Below are 18,442 nucleotides of genomic sequence, written 5' to 3'. Positions count from 1 at the left end.
CGCAGGCCCAGAAAAACGCGGTCTAGGATCGATATGCGCGATATGGGTCCAGAACGGGTTCAGCGATCTGAATGAGATCCGCCGGGCAAGAAAAAAGCCCTGCAAATCAATGACTTGCAGGGCTTTATCTTGGCGGAAACGGAGGGATTCGAAACTCTAAGCCAGCATATCCCAGCATGCTCCAGCAGGGAAAGCTATGTTCTGCGGCCGGCTCTGGCATGCTGGAACATGCTTGAATTGGTGAGGATATTGGTGTGGTGACGGTATGGGCGTCATGCCCCCGCTGGAGGGGAAAGCGGTGGCCGCCCTTCCTGCACCAACCCGTAGTTGTGGACAGCGGCGAGCACGCCGTAGGCGAGGGTCCGGATGCCGGAAAGATCATAGTGCATTGCTTTCTTCTCGTGGGCGTAACGTGCATGCACGAAATAGTGGGCGCAATTCTTAAGTAACGAGTGAATATTTTCACCTGTCCAAATATGAAAATCGGATGCGATGGCAACCTGGATTTCCTCTGGAAGGCTATTGAACACAGCTTCTAAGTCATGCCCCCATGCCTCGGATCCGATGGAAGCCGCGCTGATCAGGCCATCCTTTGTTGGGGGAGAAATGACGACTCTTCCAACAGCAGCTTTCAGGGCTAGCTCCACACAAAGTGCGTAGTTCGTGATGACGGGATACACCATGTTCGGCATGCCTACAGTCGTGTCGTCCATCAACACCTCAGCTGCCTTAAAGAATTGCTCAGCTCCGGACCAAATGTGACTGTTTGGCCGCACCCACACTTTTTCACCCGCGTTCAATTTGGTTTTTTTTAGAATATTACTTTGCATATTTTTCCTTAAAATGAACTGAATGCGCAGCTCGAAACGCAAGTTGATTAACAACTCGCTTTCATAATACCACGCATGTCAACCCCGCATAAACGCAATTTATATTACCCTAAAAATGTAATTATTCTCTAGAAATAATATTCATACTTTAAGAGATTTAATGAATGGCAGCCGCCGCTCCGAATGCTCCCCGCAGCTGTGGCACTGCATGCGGGCCCAGCCGTAGGGCGAGCGGGGCCGAAAGATGAAGCGGGCGGGCTGCTCGCCATTCTCATAGTCGGCCACGGTCTCGGTGGCGCCGCAGGCCTCACACCGCAGGTGAAGGGCGTCACCTTCGAGCCCCCAGGACACATGCGCCTCGCGGTCTGTGTACGCTGGCATGGTTAGCTCTTGAACTGGCCGTGCAGCGCCATCAACCGCTGGGCCAAGCCCTCGGGGTCAATGCGCATGTTGCTGGGCGTGCAGGTGCCGGCACAAACGTGCTCATACCAGACGTGGTAGCCGGACAGGCCAGATAGATCTGGGTCCGCACGGGCGCCCGCCTCTCGGATGGCGGCGCTGATGCTGATGGTGTCGAAGGTGCCCAGTTCCTCGCGCCCGTCCATGACGTGGGCGCGGTAGTGCCCCGGCTCTACCTTGACGATGTGCAGAGAAAGAAGCATCTCTTGAAGCCTGCCAACCGGACCTCAATAGATGCCCCGGCTATAGCCGATCTCAGTGATGTCCACACCAATGTCTTGCCTTGCCGCGTTGATCCAGCCAAGCGCCAGCTCGCGGGTTCTTGCCCAGTCGGGAGTAGTGCCCTTCAATGCGTTGTCGAGGAACATGACTACGAGTTCGTCGTACGCATTCATGACCGATTGCGGGGCCACAAGAGCCATTCGACCATACACCTCGAAGCGCGCACTCTCGAACTCGGCAAAAGATTCCAAGAACGGCCGCGCACCAGGCAGATTTAAGTGAAGCGCATTCAGATCGCCGAAGAACTTCGCCACCCGATGAATGGCGTCGTGGTACGCACTCAGTTTGTCCGCGTGCGCCTTTTCGTGCTTCCCTCTTTGGAATTCCAATTGCGTCTTTATCAAGGTCAGACCGGCGTCTACATCACCTCGTAACCTCGATTCAAGCTCTTTCAAGCGCGTCGCATGTTCAGCCTGTTCACTGGCGAGTTTTCGCGCATGCTCGGCCTTTTCGGTGTTCATCAAGCGCTCAGCCCACACCTTGCCCAGCCAGCCTGAAAGTCCAAAGACCACGACCGCCCCTCCTCCAATGGCCCCTATCACAGTGCCTACTGCGCTCAGCAATTCAGATGGCATCTCATCTCCTAAGGCAACTTTGAAATCTGCTTTGGCTGCACCCAGTAAACCCACACCCCATGCATCCAGGCGCCACAGTAGATCACGCACAGGGTGAAGATGCCCACTGGCCGGCCGTCCAGGCCGCATAGAACCATCCGGGCTGCCCGAGCATGCCGAAGATGCAGGCCCACCGGCGCAGACGGTCGGTGCGGGTCTGCGACAGCTAGGCCGCGAGGGCGCCGAACAGGGCAATGGTGATCTGGTCCCAGGTCATGGTGCGATTGTGCACCACTGTTCAAACGATCAGTAATCTATTTTTTGTAGATACGCAAAAGGTACTTGTGCCTAGGTATTTTGTGGATACAATAAACCCATGCTCACCGTAATCGAAACCGCCCCCTTCCAGAAGCAAGTCGCCTCCGTGTGGAGCGAAGATGAGCGCCTGGAGTTCATCACCTACATCGCCGCGAACCCCACGGCCGGTGACGTGATCCAGGGCGGTAACGGCATGCGCAAGGTGCGTTGGACCGTGGCAGGCAAGGGCAAGCGCGGCGGCGCCCGGGTGATCTACATCACCTTCCTCGAAGCCGGCGAGCTGGCCCTGCTGGCGGTCTACACGAAGGCAGAACGGGCAAACATCCTGCCCAAGGAAGTGAAAAGGAAATGACCATGACGATCAAGAGCTACAATGACCTGCAGGGGGCGGACCTGGAGGCCATGGCCCAGGCCGCCGAGGCCGATGCGGGCCAGGCCATTCCGGGCCTGCGCGAGTCCCTGGCCGAGCTGGCGGCGGGCAAGTTCGCGGCCGTGCACACGCCCGAGAGCATCGCAGCGGCGAACGCGGCGAAGAACAAGGGCGGGCGGCCCAAAGGCTCGGTGAAGGTGAACGCCAAGGTGCCCACGAACGTGCGTTTCGACCCCGACGTGCTGGAAGCGCTGAAGGCCACGGGCGCGGGCTGGCAAACCCGGTTGAACGACATGCTGCGCGCCGACATTCAGGCGGGCCGGCACGTCAAGGCGTGAGCCTCCTGGCTACTTGACAGCCTGCAGCTCGCGCAGTTCCCGCTCGTACCCTTCCAGCTTGGCGCGGATGTCGCGCGCCTTGGTGTCGCACGTCGTGGCGGTGGCCTGCATCTCAGCCGAAATCGAGGCCTCCCAGGTTGCGCCGGCCAAGTTGTTGCGGGCGCCGCCCTTCTTCGCCGCCAAGGCGGCTTGCTGCTGCTGGCATGTCTGCAGGTGGTTGGCCACCTCGCCGCGCGCGTTGCGGATCAGGTGAGATTCCAGATCAGTCTTACGGCGCCACGTTTCGCCGAAAGCGCCTTCTTTCTTGGCGGTGGCCGTCGGCGCTGGCGCGGCGGCAGCAGGCGCGGCACCGGATGCCGCAGAAGCGGGGGCGGCCACCACGGGCGTGGGCGCCTGGCCGCTCGCGGGCTTCACGGTGATGGTCTCGCCTTTGCCCATGCAGGGGCGTCCTGAAACACGGTCTTGCCGTCGGCACCGGTGCACTTGTTGATGGCGAGCGCGAGGCCCGCGAGAACAAGGCCCAGGGATGCAGACAGGACGGCGCGGATCATGGTTTCTTTCCAAAAGGCGCGAAGTGTAAATGCTCTGAAACATCTATTCTGCCGCCCATCTGGCATCCGCGCCTCAGTCTTTTGGGTGACCCACTCGCCAGTACAATACGCCTTCGCTGGCTCAGTCGAACCGGAAGTGTTCGATGGGTAGTGACGCGCTTCGGCAACAGTGAGTATCCAATCTCACCCCACCCTTGTGGACCAGATAAGCCCCCCGTAGAAATACGTGGGGCTTATTTTTTTGGCAAGCGGAGCAGTGCACACCACCAGCGCGGCACGTAGCTGCATCTCGTAACCCTCTCGCCGGACGATCTCCGCCAGTGCCACGCGCAGCAGCACACAAGGGTGAGCCCCGAGGCAGCAGCAGTTCGGTGGGCAGGCAGGCCGGTCGGGCACCGGCTCGCGGCACTCCACAGGAATGGGCACCAGCACGCGCACGGTCGGCCCGGGCGCGGGGCTTGCGCAGCCCACCAGCGCCAGCGCGCCCAGCACCAAGACAGCGGCCTTCATGGCTTCGCCCTCCCCTGCAGCCAGTCGTCGCCCATGGCCTGCATCGAGGCGCACAGCTCGGAGGACTTGCTCGGCTGGAGGCTGAACTTGGGATCGGCGCGGGCCAGGTGCGCGCGTGCAGTGCTGGCGGCGGCGGCAGCGGCGCGGCGACAGCGGTGCGCCGGTCGGCCAGCTCGCGCAGCGCCTCGGTGGCATCGCTGCAGGCCGTGGCGTCGGCGAGCGCCTGGTCGCGCCCGGTGATGGCCGAACATAGGTCGTGGGCAAGAAGGTGTTCTACAACCCCGCCACGGGCCGGCCCGATGTGGATGAGCAGAAGCAACACCAGGTATGGACGCGCAGCCTGCGAACCTGCCAAGTGAGATACCGGCCGCTGAAGGAATGCCGGGACACCAGCGTCACCCTGGGGCTGATGGCCGGCGCGAACCCCATATGGGTGGCGCTGCAGCATGGCCAATCGGTGCTAGTGATGCTGCGCCATTATGCGAATTGGATCCCCAGCGCCGGCACGGGGGCGAACCTGGCTGCCGTGAACCTGGCAATTGAGGGCACCACGCAGGCCCAGAAAAACGCGGTCTAGGATCGATATGCGCGCTATGGGTCCAGACCGGGTTCAGCGATCTGAATGAGATCCGCCGGGCAAGAAAAAAGCCCTGCAAATCAATGACTTGCAGGGCTTTATCTTGGCGGAAACGGAGGGATTCGAACCCTCGATGAGGCTCTACACCCCATACTCCCTTAGCAGGGGAGCACCTTCGGCCACTCGGTCACGTTTCCAATCACGCTATTATGCCCCATTTTCGGGGCACTTCAGCCGAGTTGGGGGCCTAATGCCGCTCAGGCGGCCGGCTGGTCCAGCTCGAAGGCCTTGTGCAGGGCACGCACGGCCAGCTCGACGTACTTTTCGTCGATCACGACCGAGGTCTTGATTTCCGAGGTGGAGATCATCTGGATGTTGATGCCCTCTTCGCTCAGCACGCGGAACATCTTGCTGGCCACGCCAACGTGGCTGCGCATGCCGATGCCGACGATGCTCACCTTGCAGATCTTGGCGTCGCCGACGACTTCCTGCGCGCCCAGCTCAGGCACGACCTTTTCCTTGAGCAGGTCCACGGTGCGCGCGTAGTCGCCGCGGTTCACCGTGAAGCTGAAGTCGGTCTTGCCGTCCTTGCTCAGGTTCTGGATGATCACGTCGACTTCGATGTTGGCATCGGCCACGGCGCCCAGGATCTGGTAGGCGATGCCTGGCTTGTCGGGCACGCCCAGCACGGAGATCTTGGCCTCGTCGCGATTGAATGCGATGCCGGATACAACGGCTTGTTCCATTTTTTCGTCTTCCTCAAAAGTGATCAGCGTGCCGGACTTGGCTTCTTCGTTGATGTCGATGTCCCAGGGCGTGAAGCTCGACAGCACGCGCATGGGCACCTTGTACTTGCCTGCGAATTCCACGGACCGGATCTGCAGCACCTTGCTGCCCAGGCTGGCCATCTCCAGCATCTCTTCGAAGCTGACGGTGTGCAGGCGGCGCGCTTCGGGCACGACGCGGGGGTCGGTGGTGTACACGCCGTCCACGTCGGTGTAGATCAGGCACTCGTCGGCCTTCATCGCGGCGGCCACGGCCACGGCGGAAGTGTCCGAACCACCACGGCCCAGCGTGGTGATGTTGCCTTCGTCGTCGATGCCCTGGAAACCCGTGACGATCACGACCTTGCCCTGGGCCAGGGCGGCACGCACGCGCTGGTCATCGATGGATTCGATGCGGGCCTTGGTGTAGCTGCTGTCGGTGCGGATCGGCACCTGCCAGCCGGCATAGCTCACCGAGCCCATGCCTTCGGTCTGCAGCGCAATCGCCAGAAGGGCCGAGGAGGCCTGCTCGCCGGTGGCGGCCAGCATGTCCAGCTCGCGGTTGTAGGCCTCGGTGGCGCGCGGGGGCGCCAGTTCCTTGGCCAGGGCGAGCAGGCGGTTGGTTTCGCCACTCATGGCGCTGGGCACGACCACCAGTTGGTGGCCTGCGCGGGCCCACTTGGCCACGCGCTTGGCGACGTTGCGGATGCGCTCCGGAGAGCCCATCGACGTGCCGCCGTATTTGTGAACGATCAATGCCATTGGATTTCTGGGGTGACGAAACACGTGCCACGGCGCCGGTTGGACACTGTTTTGGCGCGCCGCCGTTGATTTCGTGCAGATGGGAAAGCAGGGCCCGGCCCGTGTTGGCTGCAGAAACCGGAGCCGGTTTCATCAGGGCGACACGGATCAGTCCCCAGGGACCAAAACCTGGGGATTGTACCAATCGAGCCCGCCCTCCACGCGCACCACGAATCCGGTCCCCACCTTGATGCGGATGCGGTGCCCGCGCGTGGTGCAGGCTGCCACCTGGCCCAGCAGCTCGGCCAACTGTGCCGCCGTGGGTGTGGTGCGGTGCACGCTGCGCAGCCAGTGGCGCAGCACGTTGGCCTGGCGGGCACGGGTAAGGGCCTGCAAGGCCGCCAGCTGCGGCGGGGTGCCCACCTGGGCGAGGTCGGCCATGGCCACCTCGTCGAGCAGTTCGCTGGCCTGCGCCGCATTGGCAGCCGAGCGGGCAAAGGTATCGCGGAACGCGGGGAACGCGGCTTCGAGCACCGGCAGGACCTGTGCACGGATGCGGTTGCGCGTGTAGTGCAGATCGGCGTTGGTGGGGTCTTCCACCCAGGGCTCGCCCTGCGCCCGCAGCCAGCCACGCACGGCCTGACCGGGCACCTGCAGCAGCGGGCGGTGCCAGGGCAGACCCACACGCTGCCACTGCGCAGGCATGGAGGCCAGGCCCGCCACGCCGGCGCCGCGCGACAGCGCCAGCAGCAGCGTCTCCACCTGGTCATCGGCATGCTGGGCCAGTGCGACCGTTGCGATGCCGGCCATGGCGGGGACTGTCTGCAGCGCCGCATCCAGCGCTGCATAGCGGCCCTGGCGCGCAGCATCCTCGGGGCTCTGGCCAGGCGCCGGCCGGGCGTCGATGCGCTGCACAACCAGCGGCACGGCCAGGCGCGCGCACAGGTCCGCGCAGTGGCGCTCGAAACCGTCTGCCGCCGCCTGCAGCCCATGGTGCACATGGATGGCGCGCACCTGCCCCGGCCAGCGGCGTGCGCAGGCCAGCACCAGGGCCGTCGAATCCGCGCCACCGCTCAGCCCCACGGCCAGCGGCAACGCGGGCGCAAAGGCCGCCATGGCGGCGTCGAAAGACTGGGTCATGCGCAGAGCCCCCGTGCCCCGCCCGCGGGTGGCAGGGCATGATGAACGGAGGTTGCGGGCAGGCAGCGCATGGCTGCCGATTATCGCGGTGCCTCAGTGCTGCTGCGGCCCAGACAGCCGGGCCGCGCCCTGGGCGCCGCCATCGGCCGACAGCCTGAAGGTGCCCACCACCTCCGACAGGCGCACCGACTGATCCTTGAGGCTCTGCGCCGCCGCAGCGCTCTCCTCCACCAGGGCAGCATTCTGCTGCGTCATCTGGTCCAGGTGCGACACGGCCTGGCCCACCTCGTTGATGCTGGTGCTCTGCTCGTTGGTCGAGGCGGTGATCTCGGCCATGATGTCCGTCACGCGCTGCACCGAGTTGACGATGTCGGTCATGGTGGCGCCCGCGTCGTGCACCAGGCGCGAGCCATTCTCCACCCGCTCCACCGAGGCGCTGATGAGCTGCTTGATCTCGCGCGCGGCCTCGGCGCTGCGGCTGGCCAGGCTGCGCACCTCGCTGGCCACCACGGCAAAGCCGCGGCCCTGCTCGCCCGCACGCGCCGCTTCCACGGCGGCATTGAGCGCCAGGATATTGGTCTGGAAGGCGATGGAGTCGATGGTGCCGATGATGTCGTTGATCTTGCGCGATGCGGCGTTGATCTCGTCCATGGTGGTCACCACATTGCCCACCACCGTGCCACCGTGCTGGGCCACGCTGGCGGCCTGGCCCACGAGCTGGTTGGCCTGGCGCGCGGCATCGGCGTTGTGGCGCACGGTCTCGGTCAGTTGCTGCATCGAGGCCGAGGTTTCCTCCAGGCTCGATGCGGTGAGCTCCGTGCGCCCGCTCAGGTCGTGGTTGCCGGTGGCGATCTCCTCGGCCGCCACGCGCACCGAGTTGCTGGCATCGCGGATCTGCGACAGCACGCCCGACAACTTGCCCGCAAAGCTGTTGAAGCTGGCCGCGATCTGGGCCAGTTCGTCCTCGCCCTGCGCATCGATGCGGCTCGACAGGTCGCCGCCACCCGCGCCGATCTCGTGCATGGCATCGCGCACCAGGGTCAGTTGGCGCAGCCGCCGCGACAGGATGCCCGCCAGCACCACCAGGGCCACCAGCAGCACCACGATGCCCGCGCCCAGCGACACCCCCAGCATGGTGCGGATGGCAGCCAGCGCCTCGCCCCGGTCCAGCGCAATCGCCAGCAGCCATGGTGTGCCGGTCACAGGCGCCACGGTGAGCAGCACGGCCCGGCCCTGCAGGTCCACGGCGTTGAGGTCGGCGCGCTTGGCCATGTCGGCCAGTGCGCTCGCCGTGAGCGAAGGGGCGAGGTCGGTCGCGGGCTTCAGGGCCAGCTTCACCTCGGGGTGGGCGATGATGTTGCCATCGCTCCCCACCAGAAAGGCATAGCTCGCCGGCGTGGGCTTGATCGATGCCACATTGGCCACCACGGCCGACAGCGACACATCGCCCGCCATCACGGCCTTCACGCCGCTGCCCTCGCGTGCGGCCTTGGCGAAGGTGACCACCAGGCCGGCGCCACCCGCGTCGGCATACGGTGCCGTGAGGATGGTGGCCTGCGCCTCGGCCGCCTGTTTGTACCAGGGGCGCGAGGTGGGGTCGTAGTCGGGCGGCAGGTTCTGCTTTTCCGAGAACACCGTGCGCTTGTCGGCATAGCCGAAGTAGGTGGTGAGGAAGTTGCCGGCCTTGGCCAGCATCAGCAGCGGCTTGGCGGCCTCGGCATCGTCGAGCGCGGCGGCCGCCGACTCGACCACCATGGCCTTGCCGCGCGCCCAGTCGCGCAGGGTCTCGATGTGGCTGTGGGCCAGGGCCTGCGACTGCGCCGTGAGCGACGCATAGGCCTGGGACCGGGCCGTGAGGTAGTTGGCCACCGTGAGGGCCAGCAGGCCCGCCACCAGGCAAGCCACGGAGACCAGAAGGATCTGGCCCTTGAGAGTCTTCAGGAACGCCATGCTGCCCCCTTCGAATCCACCCACCACCCAGTGGGCGACGACCAGCCATGCTACATCCGGTTACGGTTGGGGCGCCAGAGGGTTGGCACGCCCAGGCCACAGCGGGCGCAAAAAACAACAACGGCCCGCGAGGGGCCGTTGGCGGGTTGGACCGGGGTTGCCGGGCTCAACGAGCCTCGGCGCGGGTATCGCTGAAGCGACCATAGCTCTGCAGGCGCTCGTAGCGGCGCTCCAGCAGGTCTTTGGTCTTGAGGTCTGCCACCTGGCGGAAGGCATCGCCCAGCGCACGCTTCAAGAAGGCCGCCATCTGCTTGTGGTCGCGGTGACCGCCGCCCACCGGCTCGTTCACGATCTTGTCCACCAGACCCAGGGCCTTGAGGCGGTGGGCGGTGATACCCAGCGCATCGGCCGCGTCCTGCGCCTTCTCGCTGGTCTTCCAGAGGATGGAGGCACAGCCCTCGGGGCTGATCACCGAGTAGATGGCGTACTGCAGCATCACCACCTGGTCGGCCACGCTGATGGCCAGCGCGCCGCCGGAGCCGCCTTCGCCGATGATGGTGGTGATGATGGGCACTTCCAGCTGCGCCATCTCGAAGATGTTGCGGCCGATGGCCTCGGACTGGCCGCGCTCCTCGGCGTCGATGCCCGGGTAGGCGCCGGGCGTGTCCACGAAGGTGAACACGGGCAGCTTGAACTTCTCGGCCGTCTTCATCAGGCGCAGGGCCTTGCGGTAGCCCTCGGGCTTGCTCATGCCGAAGTTGCGCATCGCGCGCTCCTTGGTGTCGCGCCCCTTCTGGTGGCCCAGCACCATGCAGGCATGGCCATTGAAGCGCGCCAGCCCCCCCACGATGGACAGATCGTCCGCGTAGTGGCGGTCACCGTGCAGCTCCACGAAGTCGGTGAAGATGTCGCGCACGTAGTCGAGCGTGTAGGGGCGCTCGGGGTGGCGGGCGATCTTCGTGATCTGCCAGGGCGTGAGCTCGGCGTAGATGTCCTTGGTGAGCTGCTGGCTCTTCTTGCTCAGCTGGTCGATCTCTTCCGAGATGTCGACGGCGCTCTCGGTCTGCACGTAGCGCAGTTCTTCGATTTTGGTTTCGAGTTCGGCAATCGGCTGCTCGAAATCCAGAAAGGTCTTTTTCGCCAACGTTGTTCTCCTTGGGTCGCGCCAGGGGCGCGTGCCATGAATGAGGCACGCACTGTAACCGACGCGTTACGAGTTTGGTTTGACGCCTGTCTAAATAAAAACCATCCACTGCGCAGCGCTTGTTTCGCCACCGTTTGCCTGCGGCAACGGCCCGCTGCAAGGCCACTTTGCGAGGCCACCCCGCCGAAACGGTGGCGCCTTGGCTTGGCTCATACCGCCACGACGGGCTGCGGATCCATGGAGCGCCAAATATACCAAGTCGCCACACTCGCCCACGGCCGCCAGGCCTCGGCGACTTCGCGGGCTTCGCTGCGGCTCACCGTTTCGCCCGAGAAGTAGTTGTGGCTGATGCCGCTGATCAGCCCCGGGTCGTCCAGGGGCAGGACATTGGGGCGCATCAGGTAGAAGATCAGGAACATCTCGGCCGTCCAGCGGCCGATGCCGCGAATCGCCACCAGCTCGGCGATGATGGCCTCGTCGTCCATCGACGCCCAATCCTTCACATGCAGCTTGCCGCCGTCGAAGTGCAGCGCCAGGTCCACCAGGTAGTCCACCTTGCGCGCCGACAGGCCGGCCGCGCGCATGTCGTCCACCTTGAGCTTGAGCACGTTGGACGGTTTCATGCTGCGCGGCAGTTTGGAGAAGCGCTCCCACACAGCCTGGGCGGCCTGGGCCGAAACCTGTTGGCCCACGATGGAGCGCGCCAGCGTGGTGAAGGCGTCACGCCGTGTCTGCAGTGCGGCGTCGCCGAACTGCGGGATCAGGCGCTTCATCACCCGGTCCTTCTTCATCAGGTGCTTGCAGGCCTCAGCCCAGTAGGTGGGCGTGGAGACGACCACGGACTTGGCAGGGGCCGCAGCAGACGACGATGCGGCGGCAGCAGCGGATACAAAGGCCGCGGCAGCGGCGGCGACTTCGGGGGCCAACAGTTCTTCTTTAGCCATTTTTTTGCTTACCGCAGCCATGTTTGTTGTTCTTCTTGGGGTCTTGTTCGTTCATTCTTCGGTCGTTCGGGGGCATGCGGTTCTTGCTTGTTTTCAACTGTCTATCTGTCTGTCTATCGGGTCTGGCTGTCGCTTACTGGGCGGCTTCCCAGGTGGTGCCGGCAGCGGAATCCTTGAGCACGATGCCCTGGGCCAGCAGCGCCTGGCGGATGCGGTCCGCCTCGGCAAAATTCTTCGCGGCCTTGGCAGCGGCGCGCGCAGCGATCTGCTCGGCGATGGCGGCCTCGTCCAGCCCGGCACCTGCCTGCAAAAAGGCCTGTGGATCACCCTGCAGCACGCCCAGGCAAGCGCCCAGGGCCTTGAGCAGGCCGGCCAGTTCGGGCGAACGGGTCTTGTTCACCTCTCCCGCCAGCTCGAACAGCACAGCCATGGCTTCGGGCGTGCCGAAATCCTCGTCCATCGCGGCCTTGAAGCGCGCGGCATAGGGGTCGGCCCAGTCGATGGCCGCCACCGGGGCCGGTGCCACCAGGCTCAGTGCGGTGTACAGGCGCTTCAGGGCGTTGCGGGCATCGTCCAGGTGGGCGTCGCTGTAGTTCAGCGCGCTGCGGTAGTGGGCGCGCACGATGAAAAAGCGCACCGTTTCGGGGTCGTACTTCGCCAGCACCTCGCGGATGGTGAAGAAGTTGCCGAGCGACTTGCTCATCTTCTCGTTGTCCACACGCACGAAGCCGTTGTGCACCCAGAACTTCGCCAGCGGCTTGCTATTGGCACCTTCGCTCTGGGCGATCTCGTTCTCGTGGTGCGGGAACTGCAGGTCCATGCCGCCACCGTGGATGTCGAAGGTCTCGCCCAGCGTGGCGCCGCACATGGCCGAGCACTCGATGTGCCAGCCGGGGCGGCCCGAGCCGAATGCGCTGTCCCACTTGGCTTGTGGCGGCTCTTCGGGCTTGGAGGCCTTCCACAGCACGAAATCGAGCGGGTCTTCCTTGCCATCGAGCACGGCCACGCGCTCGCCGGCGCGCAACTCGTCGATGGACTTGCCCGAGAGCTTGCCGTAGCCATCGAACTTGCGCACGGAGTAATTCACGTCGCCGTTGCTGGCGCGGTAGGCCAGGCCCTTGGCCTCCAGCGTGCCGATGAGCGCAAGCATCTGCGGCACGTATTCGGTGGCGCGTGGCTCGATGGAGGGCGGCTCGATGCCCAGGGCCGCGATGTCGGTGTGCATGGCGGCGATCATCTCGTCCGTGAGTTCTCGGATGGTGATGCCGCGCTCCAGCGCGCGCTTGATGATCTTGTCGTCGATGTCGGTGATGTTGCGCACGTAGGTCACGCGCAGGCCGCTGGCACGGAGCCAGCGCTGCACCACGTCGAACGCCATCATCATGCGGGCGTGGCCGATATGGCACAGGTCGTAAATGGTCATGCCGCACACATACATGCGCACATGGCCAGGTTCGAGCGGGGAAAAGTTCTCCAATTCACGCGAAAGCGTGTTGTAGATGCGCAGACTCATGGGATGTCAGTAGGGGAAATCGGCGGGGGGTGCGGGTGAAGCCCGTTCACCCGGCAGCAGCCAGGGGGAACCGGCCCCCTCTTGGGGGTGCGTTCGTCAGCGAACGCCCATCGAAATCACCAGCGGCAACAGCGCACCGTCATGACCACCCCCTCAGCTACAATCCGCCGCAGTATAAGCCCCGCCGGGGTCCGACGCTGTCAAACACCTTCCATAACCTCATGAAGCAAGTCCGCCGCACCCTCCCCCGACTCCTGCGCCTGCTGGCCCTGACCGCCGCAGTGAGCGCCGGCTTTGCGGCGCACGCGGCGGACGACTACGCCGACATCACGCAATTGCTCAGGGCCGGCAAGGCAGGCGAGGCCCTGGCCAAGGCCGACCAGCGCCTGGCCGCCAGCCCGCGCGACCCGCAACTGCGCTTTCTGCGCGGCGTGGCCCAGTCCGACTCGGGCAAGCCCGCCGACGCCATTGCCACCTTCACCAAGCTGACCGAGGAATACCCCGAGCTGCCCGAGCCCTACAACAACCTGGCCGTGCTCTACGCCAACCAGAACCAGCTGGACAAGGCCCGAACCGCGCTGGAAATGGCGATCCGCACCAACCCCAGCTACGCCACCGCGCACGAAAACCTGGGCGACATCTACGCCAAGCTGGCCAGCCAGGCCTACAACAAGGCGCTGCAGCTCGACGCCACCAACGCCAACTCCGTCAAGCCCAAGCTGGCGCTGATCCGCGAACTGTTCTCGGCCGACCCTGCCGGCAAGCGCCCCGCCGCTGCCGCACCGGCGCCTGCCGTGGTCGCCACGCAGCGCCCGGCACCCACACCTGCGCCCGCTGCGGCGCCCACCCCGGCCCCGGCAGCACCCGCTCCAGCCCCTGCCGCCGCAGCGCCAACGCCCGCGCCAGCCCCCGCGGCTGCCGCCCCGGCACCAGCAGCAGCGCCAGCAGCCGCATCGGCCTCCGCATCCACCCAGGATGTCACCGCTGCCGTGCAGGCCTGGGCCGCGGCCTGGGCCGCCAAGGACATGAAGGCCTACCTGGCCGCCTACGACAAGGACTTCGACCCGCCAGGCCGCCTGACCCGTGCCGCCTGGGAGAAGGAGCGCGAATCGCGCATCGTCGGCAAGTCCAAGATCGCGGTGCAGGTCTCCGACATCACCGTGAGCGTGAGCGGCAACAAGGCCACGGCGCGCTTTCGCCAGGCCTACAGCGCCGATGCGCTCAACGTGACCAGCCGCAAGACGCTGGACCTGGTGCAGAACGGCGGCCGTTGGGCCATCGTGCGGGAATCCACCGGCGGCTGATGGGCGTGCACGACATGGCGACGGCGCCCACCACCGCGTGGGCTGGCGGGCATTGCGCCACCAGCCCCTGAGCGAAGCACGGACATGATGGTGGAGCCGTCCCTCTGGGGCCGCCGCACGGCGGCCGTTGTCATTGCCATGGCCTGCACGGCGCAGGCCCTGCCCGCCTTCGCGCAAAACCCGCAGGCGCGCATGCGCAATGGCGCTGCGGCCAAGCCCGCAAAGGCCCCCGAGGCGCTGCGCGACGGCCAGGCCGAAACGCGCCTGCTCGAGGTCTACCAGCTCACCAGTGAAGGCCGTGGCCGCGAGGCCCTGGCCCGCGCCGAGAGCCTGGCGCGCGACTACCCCAACTTCCAGCTCGCGCAACTGGCCCTCGGTGACCTGCTCAACGCCCGCGTGCGCCCGGTGCGCAAGCTCGGTGACGTGCCCGAGGGCGACGCCGCGCGCGCCCCCGAAGCCGGCGGCATGCTCGACGAGCTGCGCACCGACTCGCTGCAGCGCGTGCAGGCGCACAAGCACCGGCCGGGCGCAGACCGCATCCCGGCCCAGTTCCTGGAGCTGTCCTCGCGCTCGCGCCATGCGATCGCCATCGACGCATCGCGCTCGCGCCTGTACCTGTTCGAGAACACGGACAAGGGCCTGCAACTGGTGGCCGACTACTACGCCTCGGTCGGCAAGCTCGGTATCGAAAAGCTGGTCGAAGGCGACCAGCGCACGCCGCTGGGCGTCTACTTCATCACCAGACGCCTGGACCCCGCCACGCTCAAGGACTTCTACGGCGCCGGGGCCCTGCCCATCAACTACCCCAACCCGCTGGACCAGAGCCGCGGCAAGACCGGCAGCGGCATCTGGCTGCATGGCACGCCGCCCGACCAGTTCGCGCGCGCGCCGCTGGCCACCGATGGTTGCGTGGTGCTGGCCAACCCCGACCTGGAACGCATCCTGCGCCAGGTGGAGCCTCGCTCCACGCCCGTGGTGATTGCCCGCCAGCTGCAGTGGGTGGCACCGCACAGCGTGCAGGCCGAGCGCAAGGCCTTCGAGGCCGTGCTCAACGCCTGGCGCAGCGCCAAGTCGCAAGGCGACATGGCCCGGCTGACCAGCTTCTATGCCCCCGACTTCCAGAGCTACCGGCAAAAGCCCCTGGCCGAATGGACCAGCGTGCTGCAGGCCGAGTCGCGCGCCCTCAAGGGCCGGGAGATACAGCTCAAGGACAGGTCTTACCTGCGCTGGACAGACGCGGCCGACACCATGGTGGTAACGTTCGGCGAAGTCGCCGAAGGCGCACGCACCGGCCCCGTCAAGCGCCAGTACTGGAAACGCAAGGGCCAGCAATGGCAAATATTCTTTGAAGGAGTGATTGGATGATTTCCAAGAGAAACGCGGCCCTGTCGCTGGCCGGCATGGCACTGTCGGCCCTGGTTGGCCTGTCCCCCGCCCAGGCGCAGGATGCCCCCAAGGTCAAGCTGGCCACCTCCATGGGCGACATCGTGCTGCAGCTCGACCCCGCCAAGGCCCCCAAGTCGGTCGAGAACTTCCTGGCCTACGTGAACGCCAAGCACTACGACGGCACCATCTTCCACCGCGTGATCAACAACTTCATGATCCAGGGCGGCGGCTTCACGCCCGACATGAAGCAAAAGCCCACCAACCCGCCCATTCCGCTGGAAGCCAAGAACGGCCTGAAAAACGACCTTTACACGGTGGCCATGGCGCGCACCCCCAACCCCAACTCGGCCACCGCGCAGTTCTTCATCAACGTGAAGAACAATGATTTCCTCAATGCGGCCAACAGCCCCGACGGCAACGGCTATGCCGTGTTTGGCAAGGTCATCAGCGGCACCGAAGTCGTCGACAAGATCAAGGCCGTGCCCACCACCGGTGCCGATGTCCCAACCACGCAGGTCGTCATCACCTCCGCCACGGTCGTGAAGTAAGCCCTTTCCACCCCCTCTGAAGAAAGCATTGCCCATGAGCAACCCCCAAGTCGAACTGCACATCGCCGGCTACGGCGTCATCACCCTCGAACTCGACGCCGACAAGGCTCCCAAGTCGACGGAGAACTTCCTGGCCTACGTGAACAAGGGCCACTACAACAACACCATCTTCCACCGCGTGATCCCCGGCTTCATGGTCCAGGGCGGCGGCTTCGAGCCCGGCATGTCGCAAAAGCCCAGCGATGCCCCGATCCAGAACGAAGCCAACAACGGCCTGAAGAACGCCAACTACACCGTGGCCATGGCCCGCACGAGCGACCCGCACTCTGCGACCGCCCAGTTCTTCATCAACGTGGCTGACAACGGCTTCCTGAACCACACTGCCCCCTCGGCCCAGGGCTGGGGCTACGCCGTGTTCGGCAAGGTCATCTCGGGCACCGACGTGGTGGACAAGATCAAGGCCGTGAAGACCGGCCGCAAGGGCTTCCATGACGACGTGCCGAAGGAAGACGTGATCATCGAAAAGGCTGTTGCTCTGTAAGCCAGAAGCAGCCCGCGTCACCCCGTGACCACGACCGTGCCCCGGTTCGAGGAGTTCATCGCTCCCTCGCACTGGCGCACGGTCGATTTCATTTCGGACCTGCACCTTCAGGCCAGCGAGCTCGCCACGGTGGCCGCATTCCGCCACTACCTGCAGACCACCCCGGCCGATGCCCTGTTCATCCTGGGCGACCTGTTCGAGGTCTGGGTGGGCGACGACGCCATCGACGAGCCCGGCAGCTTCGAGGCCGAGGGCTGCGCCGCCCTCTTCGCCGCCTCGCAGCGCCTGCCGCTGTACTTCATGCACGGCAACCGCGACTTCCTGGCCGGCCCGGCCTTTCTGCAGCGCACAGGCATGACCGGGCTGGCCGACCCCACGGTGCTGGTCTTTGACGGCCAGCGCATGGTGCTCAGCCATGGCGACCTGCTGTGCCTGGACGATCTGGACTACCAGCGCTTTCGCGTTCAGGCGCGCGGCAGCGCCTGGCAGCAGGCCTTTCTGGCCCAGCCCCTGGCCACACGCCGCATCCAGGCGCGCGGCATCCGGCAGGAGAGCGAGAACAAGAAGCAGTCGGGCGCGACATATGCCGACCTGGACGCCCCCGCCTCCATCGCCTGGCTGCAGGCCGCGAATGCCGGCACGCTGGTGCACGGCCACACCCATCGGCCTGCCGAGCACACCCTCGCGCCCGGCCTTACCCGCGTGGTACTCAGCGACTGGGATGCCGCCGCATTGCCCCCGCGGTTGGAAACATTGCGTTTATCGGATGCGGGCTTGGAACGGATCGCCCTCACCCCCAGTTAGCAGGTGTCCTGAATTCCAAGCGCATGCATTTCTTGGCATGCTCTGACACCATGCCCCCCATCCTCAATCGGCTCTGGCGCCGTGTGCGCACCACCGTCGCCCCCGTGCCCGACATCTCGGCCACGCTCTGGCTCGATACACTGCAGCGCTACCCCTTCCTGGCCGCGCTGTCGCTGCACGACCAGTCCAAGCTGCGCGCGCTCGCCGCCCTCTTCCTGCACGACAAGCGCTTCCACGGCGCGCATGGCATGGAAGTGACCGACGCCATGGCCATCGACATCGCTGCCCAGGCCTGTCTGCCCCTGCTGCACTGGGGCGATCCGGCCAAGGCGCTCGCCTGGTACGACGATTTCGTGGGCATCGTGCTGCACCCCGGCGAGGCGGTGGCCCGGCGCAAGACCATGGACGAAGCCGGCGTGGTGCACGAGCATGAGCAGGTGCTGCTGGGCGAGGCCATGGACCGCGGCCCCATCATGCTCAGTTGGGAACATGCCTCCAACGGCCGCGAGAACACCGAGCGCGGCACCAACGTGGTGGTGCACGAGTTCGTGCACAAACTCGACATGCGCAACAAGGGCGAGCCCAATGGCTGCCCTCCCCTGCCCGCCGGCTTCATGGGCACACGCACCGGCCGCGGTGCCTACGAAGCCTGGTGGAACGCCTGGGAGCCGGCGTACCAGGACTTCCGCGAAGCCGTCATCAAGGGCGAGCGCTTCGGTGCCGAGATGCCCTGGCTCGATGCCTACGGCGCCACCTCGCCCTCCGAATTCTTCGCCGTGGCCTGCGAGGCCTACTTTGTGAACCGCACGCGTTTCACCCAGGAGTTCCCTGGCCTGGTACCCGTGCTGGATGCATTTTTCTCCCGCCCCAAAGA

At 65.3% G+C, this 18,442-nt stretch carries 22 protein-coding genes and 1 tRNA gene; 9 read left to right on the top strand and 14 right to left on the bottom strand.

Features of this window, described 5'->3' with window-relative positions:
* Positions 1–272 precede the first annotated feature (272 nt).
* The 4 genes from ACK59X_RS25405 to ACK59X_RS25390 form a co-directional block, all read right to left on the bottom strand.
* Entirely contained in the window at positions 273–872 is a 600-nt protein-coding gene (locus ACK59X_RS25405) for a hypothetical protein (protein ID WP_409961207.1), read from the bottom strand.
* Positions 873–971: 99 nt separating this feature from the next.
* On the bottom strand, positions 972–1,211 hold the full coding sequence (locus tag ACK59X_RS25400) for a hypothetical protein (protein ID WP_409961205.1): 240 nt from the start codon (positions 1,209–1,211) through the stop codon (positions 972–974).
* 2 nt (positions 1,212–1,213) lie between these two features.
* Complete coding sequence (locus tag ACK59X_RS25395; RefSeq protein WP_409961204.1) at positions 1,214–1,492, bottom strand: hypothetical protein; 279 nt, start codon at positions 1,490–1,492, stop codon at positions 1,214–1,216.
* Positions 1,493–1,516: 24 nt separating this feature from the next.
* Entirely contained in the window at positions 1,517–2,146 is a 630-nt protein-coding gene (locus ACK59X_RS25390) for a hypothetical protein (RefSeq protein ID WP_409961202.1), read from the bottom strand.
* 355 nt (positions 2,147–2,501) lie between these two features.
* Between ACK59X_RS25390 and ACK59X_RS25385 the strand changes: the two genes are divergently transcribed.
* Together ACK59X_RS25385 and ACK59X_RS25380 are read left to right on the top strand one after the other, a co-directional pair.
* The gene (locus ACK59X_RS25385; RefSeq protein WP_409961200.1) at positions 2,502–2,795 is read left to right on the top strand and encodes a DNA-binding protein; all 294 of its coding nucleotides are present in this window, start codon (positions 2,502–2,504) and stop codon (positions 2,793–2,795) included.
* A 2-nt stretch (positions 2,796–2,797) separates the two neighbouring features.
* Positions 2,798–3,151, top strand: coding sequence for a BrnA antitoxin family protein (locus ACK59X_RS25380; protein WP_409961198.1), 354 nt, complete (start codon positions 2,798–2,800; stop codon positions 3,149–3,151).
* 9 nt (positions 3,152–3,160) lie between these two features.
* Here ACK59X_RS25380 and ACK59X_RS25375 read toward each other — a convergent pair whose 3' ends face one another.
* From ACK59X_RS25375 to ACK59X_RS25365, 3 genes are all read right to left on the bottom strand, one after another.
* On the bottom strand, positions 3,161–3,589 hold the full coding sequence (locus ACK59X_RS25375; RefSeq protein ID WP_409961196.1) for a hypothetical protein: 429 nt from the start codon (positions 3,587–3,589) through the stop codon (positions 3,161–3,163).
* Complete coding sequence (locus tag ACK59X_RS25370) at positions 3,562–3,702, bottom strand: hypothetical protein (protein ID WP_409961194.1); 141 nt, start codon at positions 3,700–3,702, stop codon at positions 3,562–3,564. Before ACK59X_RS25370 ends, ACK59X_RS25375 begins: the two co-directional genes overlap by 28 nt.
* Before the next feature lie 183 nt (positions 3,703–3,885).
* Positions 3,886–4,212 carry a hypothetical protein gene (locus tag ACK59X_RS25365; protein ID WP_409961192.1) on the bottom strand — a complete coding sequence of 109 codons (327 nt, stop codon included), beginning with the start codon at positions 4,210–4,212 and terminating at the stop codon, positions 3,886–3,888.
* Positions 4,213–4,468: 256 nt separating this feature from the next.
* Here ACK59X_RS25365 and ACK59X_RS25360 point away from each other — a divergent pair, with 256 nt between their 5' ends.
* Positions 4,469–4,789, top strand: coding sequence for a hypothetical protein (locus ACK59X_RS25360; RefSeq protein WP_409961190.1), 321 nt, complete (start codon positions 4,469–4,471; stop codon positions 4,787–4,789).
* Between the two features lie 104 nt (positions 4,790–4,893).
* Here the strand turns inward: ACK59X_RS25360 and ACK59X_RS25355 are convergent.
* From ACK59X_RS25355 to cysS, 7 genes are all read right to left on the bottom strand, one after another.
* A tRNA-Ser gene (locus ACK59X_RS25355) sits at positions 4,894–4,986 on the bottom strand.
* Positions 4,987–5,046: 60 nt separating this feature from the next.
* Positions 5,047–6,315 carry an aspartate kinase gene (locus ACK59X_RS25350; RefSeq protein WP_409961188.1) on the bottom strand — a complete coding sequence of 423 codons (1,269 nt, stop codon included), beginning with the start codon at positions 6,313–6,315 and terminating at the stop codon, positions 5,047–5,049.
* A 147-nt stretch (positions 6,316–6,462) separates the two neighbouring features.
* Complete coding sequence (tilS, locus tag ACK59X_RS25345) at positions 6,463–7,434, bottom strand: tRNA lysidine(34) synthetase TilS (RefSeq protein ID WP_409961186.1); 972 nt, start codon at positions 7,432–7,434, stop codon at positions 6,463–6,465.
* 93 nt (positions 7,435–7,527) lie between these two features.
* Positions 7,528–9,384: a methyl-accepting chemotaxis protein gene (locus tag ACK59X_RS25340; RefSeq protein WP_409961184.1), complete on the bottom strand. Its 1,857-nt coding sequence runs from the start codon at positions 9,382–9,384 to the stop codon at positions 7,528–7,530.
* Between the two features lie 166 nt (positions 9,385–9,550).
* Positions 9,551–10,528, bottom strand: a complete 978-nt coding sequence (locus ACK59X_RS25335; protein WP_409961182.1) for an acetyl-CoA carboxylase carboxyltransferase subunit alpha — start codon at positions 10,526–10,528, stop codon at positions 9,551–9,553.
* Positions 10,529–10,737: 209 nt separating this feature from the next.
* The gene (locus tag ACK59X_RS25330; RefSeq protein ID WP_409961180.1) at positions 10,738–11,472 is read right to left on the bottom strand and encodes a DNA-3-methyladenine glycosylase family protein; all 735 of its coding nucleotides are present in this window, start codon (positions 11,470–11,472) and stop codon (positions 10,738–10,740) included.
* A gap of 133 nt (positions 11,473–11,605) precedes the next feature.
* Positions 11,606–12,985: a cysteine--tRNA ligase gene (cysS, locus tag ACK59X_RS25325; RefSeq protein ID WP_409961178.1), complete on the bottom strand. Its 1,380-nt coding sequence runs from the start codon at positions 12,983–12,985 to the stop codon at positions 11,606–11,608.
* Between the two features lie 221 nt (positions 12,986–13,206).
* On the opposite strand from cysS, the gene ACK59X_RS25320 reads away from it, so the two are divergent.
* From ACK59X_RS25320 to ACK59X_RS25295, 6 genes are all read left to right on the top strand, one after another.
* Positions 13,207–14,289 (top strand): tetratricopeptide repeat protein, encoded by a 1,083-nt coding sequence (locus tag ACK59X_RS25320; protein ID WP_409961176.1) that lies wholly within the window; start codon positions 13,207–13,209, stop codon positions 14,287–14,289.
* Positions 14,290–14,373: 84 nt separating this feature from the next.
* On the top strand, positions 14,374–15,654 hold the full coding sequence (locus tag ACK59X_RS25315; RefSeq protein ID WP_409961174.1) for a L,D-transpeptidase family protein: 1,281 nt from the start codon (positions 14,374–14,376) through the stop codon (positions 15,652–15,654).
* Entirely contained in the window at positions 15,651–16,223 is a 573-nt protein-coding gene (locus ACK59X_RS25310) for a peptidylprolyl isomerase (protein WP_409961173.1), read from the top strand. The genes ACK59X_RS25315 and ACK59X_RS25310 overlap by 4 nt, the downstream gene beginning before the upstream one ends.
* Positions 16,224–16,257: 34 nt before the next feature.
* Positions 16,258–16,764: a peptidylprolyl isomerase gene (locus ACK59X_RS25305; protein ID WP_409961171.1), complete on the top strand. Its 507-nt coding sequence runs from the start codon at positions 16,258–16,260 to the stop codon at positions 16,762–16,764.
* A 24-nt stretch (positions 16,765–16,788) separates the two neighbouring features.
* The gene (locus ACK59X_RS25300) at positions 16,789–17,568 is read left to right on the top strand and encodes a UDP-2,3-diacylglucosamine diphosphatase (RefSeq protein ID WP_409961169.1); all 780 of its coding nucleotides are present in this window, start codon (positions 16,789–16,791) and stop codon (positions 17,566–17,568) included.
* Positions 17,569–17,618: 50 nt separating this feature from the next.
* Positions 17,619–18,442, top strand: an 824-nt coding sequence (locus ACK59X_RS25295) for a zinc-dependent peptidase (RefSeq protein ID WP_409961167.1), incomplete at its 3' end; no start/stop codon positions are given.

The organism is Acidovorax sp. (assembly GCF_046339755.1).
In the GTDB taxonomy this organism is placed as follows: Bacteria; Pseudomonadota; Gammaproteobacteria; order Burkholderiales; family Burkholderiaceae_C; genus Acidovorax.
The sequence above is the reverse complement of the archived record's forward strand: the minus strand, read 5'-3'. Positions and strand labels throughout refer to the sequence as shown.

Coding starts and splice junctions, on each gene's coding strand:
- ACK59X_RS25400 (WP_409961205.1), bottom strand. CDS start 1,211: ATGCCAGCGTACACAGACCGCGAGGCGCATGTGTCCTGGGGGCTCGAA.
- ACK59X_RS25395 (WP_409961204.1), bottom strand. CDS start 1,492: ATGCTTCTTTCTCTGCACATCGTCAAGGTAGAGCCGGGGCACTACCGC.
- ACK59X_RS25390 (WP_409961202.1), bottom strand. CDS start 2,146: ATGCCATCTGAATTGCTGAGCGCAGTAGGCACTGTGATAGGGGCCATT.
- ACK59X_RS25385 (WP_409961200.1), top strand. CDS start 2,502: ATGCTCACCGTAATCGAAACCGCCCCCTTCCAGAAGCAAGTCGCCTCC.
- ACK59X_RS25380 (WP_409961198.1), top strand. CDS start 2,798: ATGACGATCAAGAGCTACAATGACCTGCAGGGGGCGGACCTGGAGGCC.
- ACK59X_RS25375 (WP_409961196.1), bottom strand. CDS start 3,589: ATGGGCAAAGGCGAGACCATCACCGTGAAGCCCGCGAGCGGCCAGGCG.
- ACK59X_RS25370 (WP_409961194.1), bottom strand. CDS start 3,702: ATGATCCGCGCCGTCCTGTCTGCATCCCTGGGCCTTGTTCTCGCGGGC.
- ACK59X_RS25365 (WP_409961192.1), bottom strand. CDS start 4,212: ATGAAGGCCGCTGTCTTGGTGCTGGGCGCGCTGGCGCTGGTGGGCTGC.
- ACK59X_RS25350 (WP_409961188.1), bottom strand. CDS start 6,315: ATGGCATTGATCGTTCACAAATACGGCGGCACGTCGATGGGCTCTCCG.
- tilS (WP_409961186.1), bottom strand. CDS start 7,434: ATGACCCAGTCTTTCGACGCCGCCATGGCGGCCTTTGCGCCCGCGTTG.
- ACK59X_RS25340 (WP_409961184.1), bottom strand. CDS start 9,384: ATGGCGTTCCTGAAGACTCTCAAGGGCCAGATCCTTCTGGTCTCCGTG.
- ACK59X_RS25330 (WP_409961180.1), bottom strand. CDS start 11,472: ATGGCTAAAGAAGAACTGTTGGCCCCCGAAGTCGCCGCCGCTGCCGCG.
- cysS (WP_409961178.1), bottom strand. CDS start 12,985: ATGAGTCTGCGCATCTACAACACGCTTTCGCGTGAATTGGAGAACTTT.
- ACK59X_RS25320 (WP_409961176.1), top strand. CDS start 13,207: ATGAAGCAAGTCCGCCGCACCCTCCCCCGACTCCTGCGCCTGCTGGCC.
- ACK59X_RS25315 (WP_409961174.1), top strand. CDS start 14,374: ATGATGGTGGAGCCGTCCCTCTGGGGCCGCCGCACGGCGGCCGTTGTC.
- ACK59X_RS25310 (WP_409961173.1), top strand. CDS start 15,651: ATGATTTCCAAGAGAAACGCGGCCCTGTCGCTGGCCGGCATGGCACTG.
- ACK59X_RS25305 (WP_409961171.1), top strand. CDS start 16,258: ATGAGCAACCCCCAAGTCGAACTGCACATCGCCGGCTACGGCGTCATC.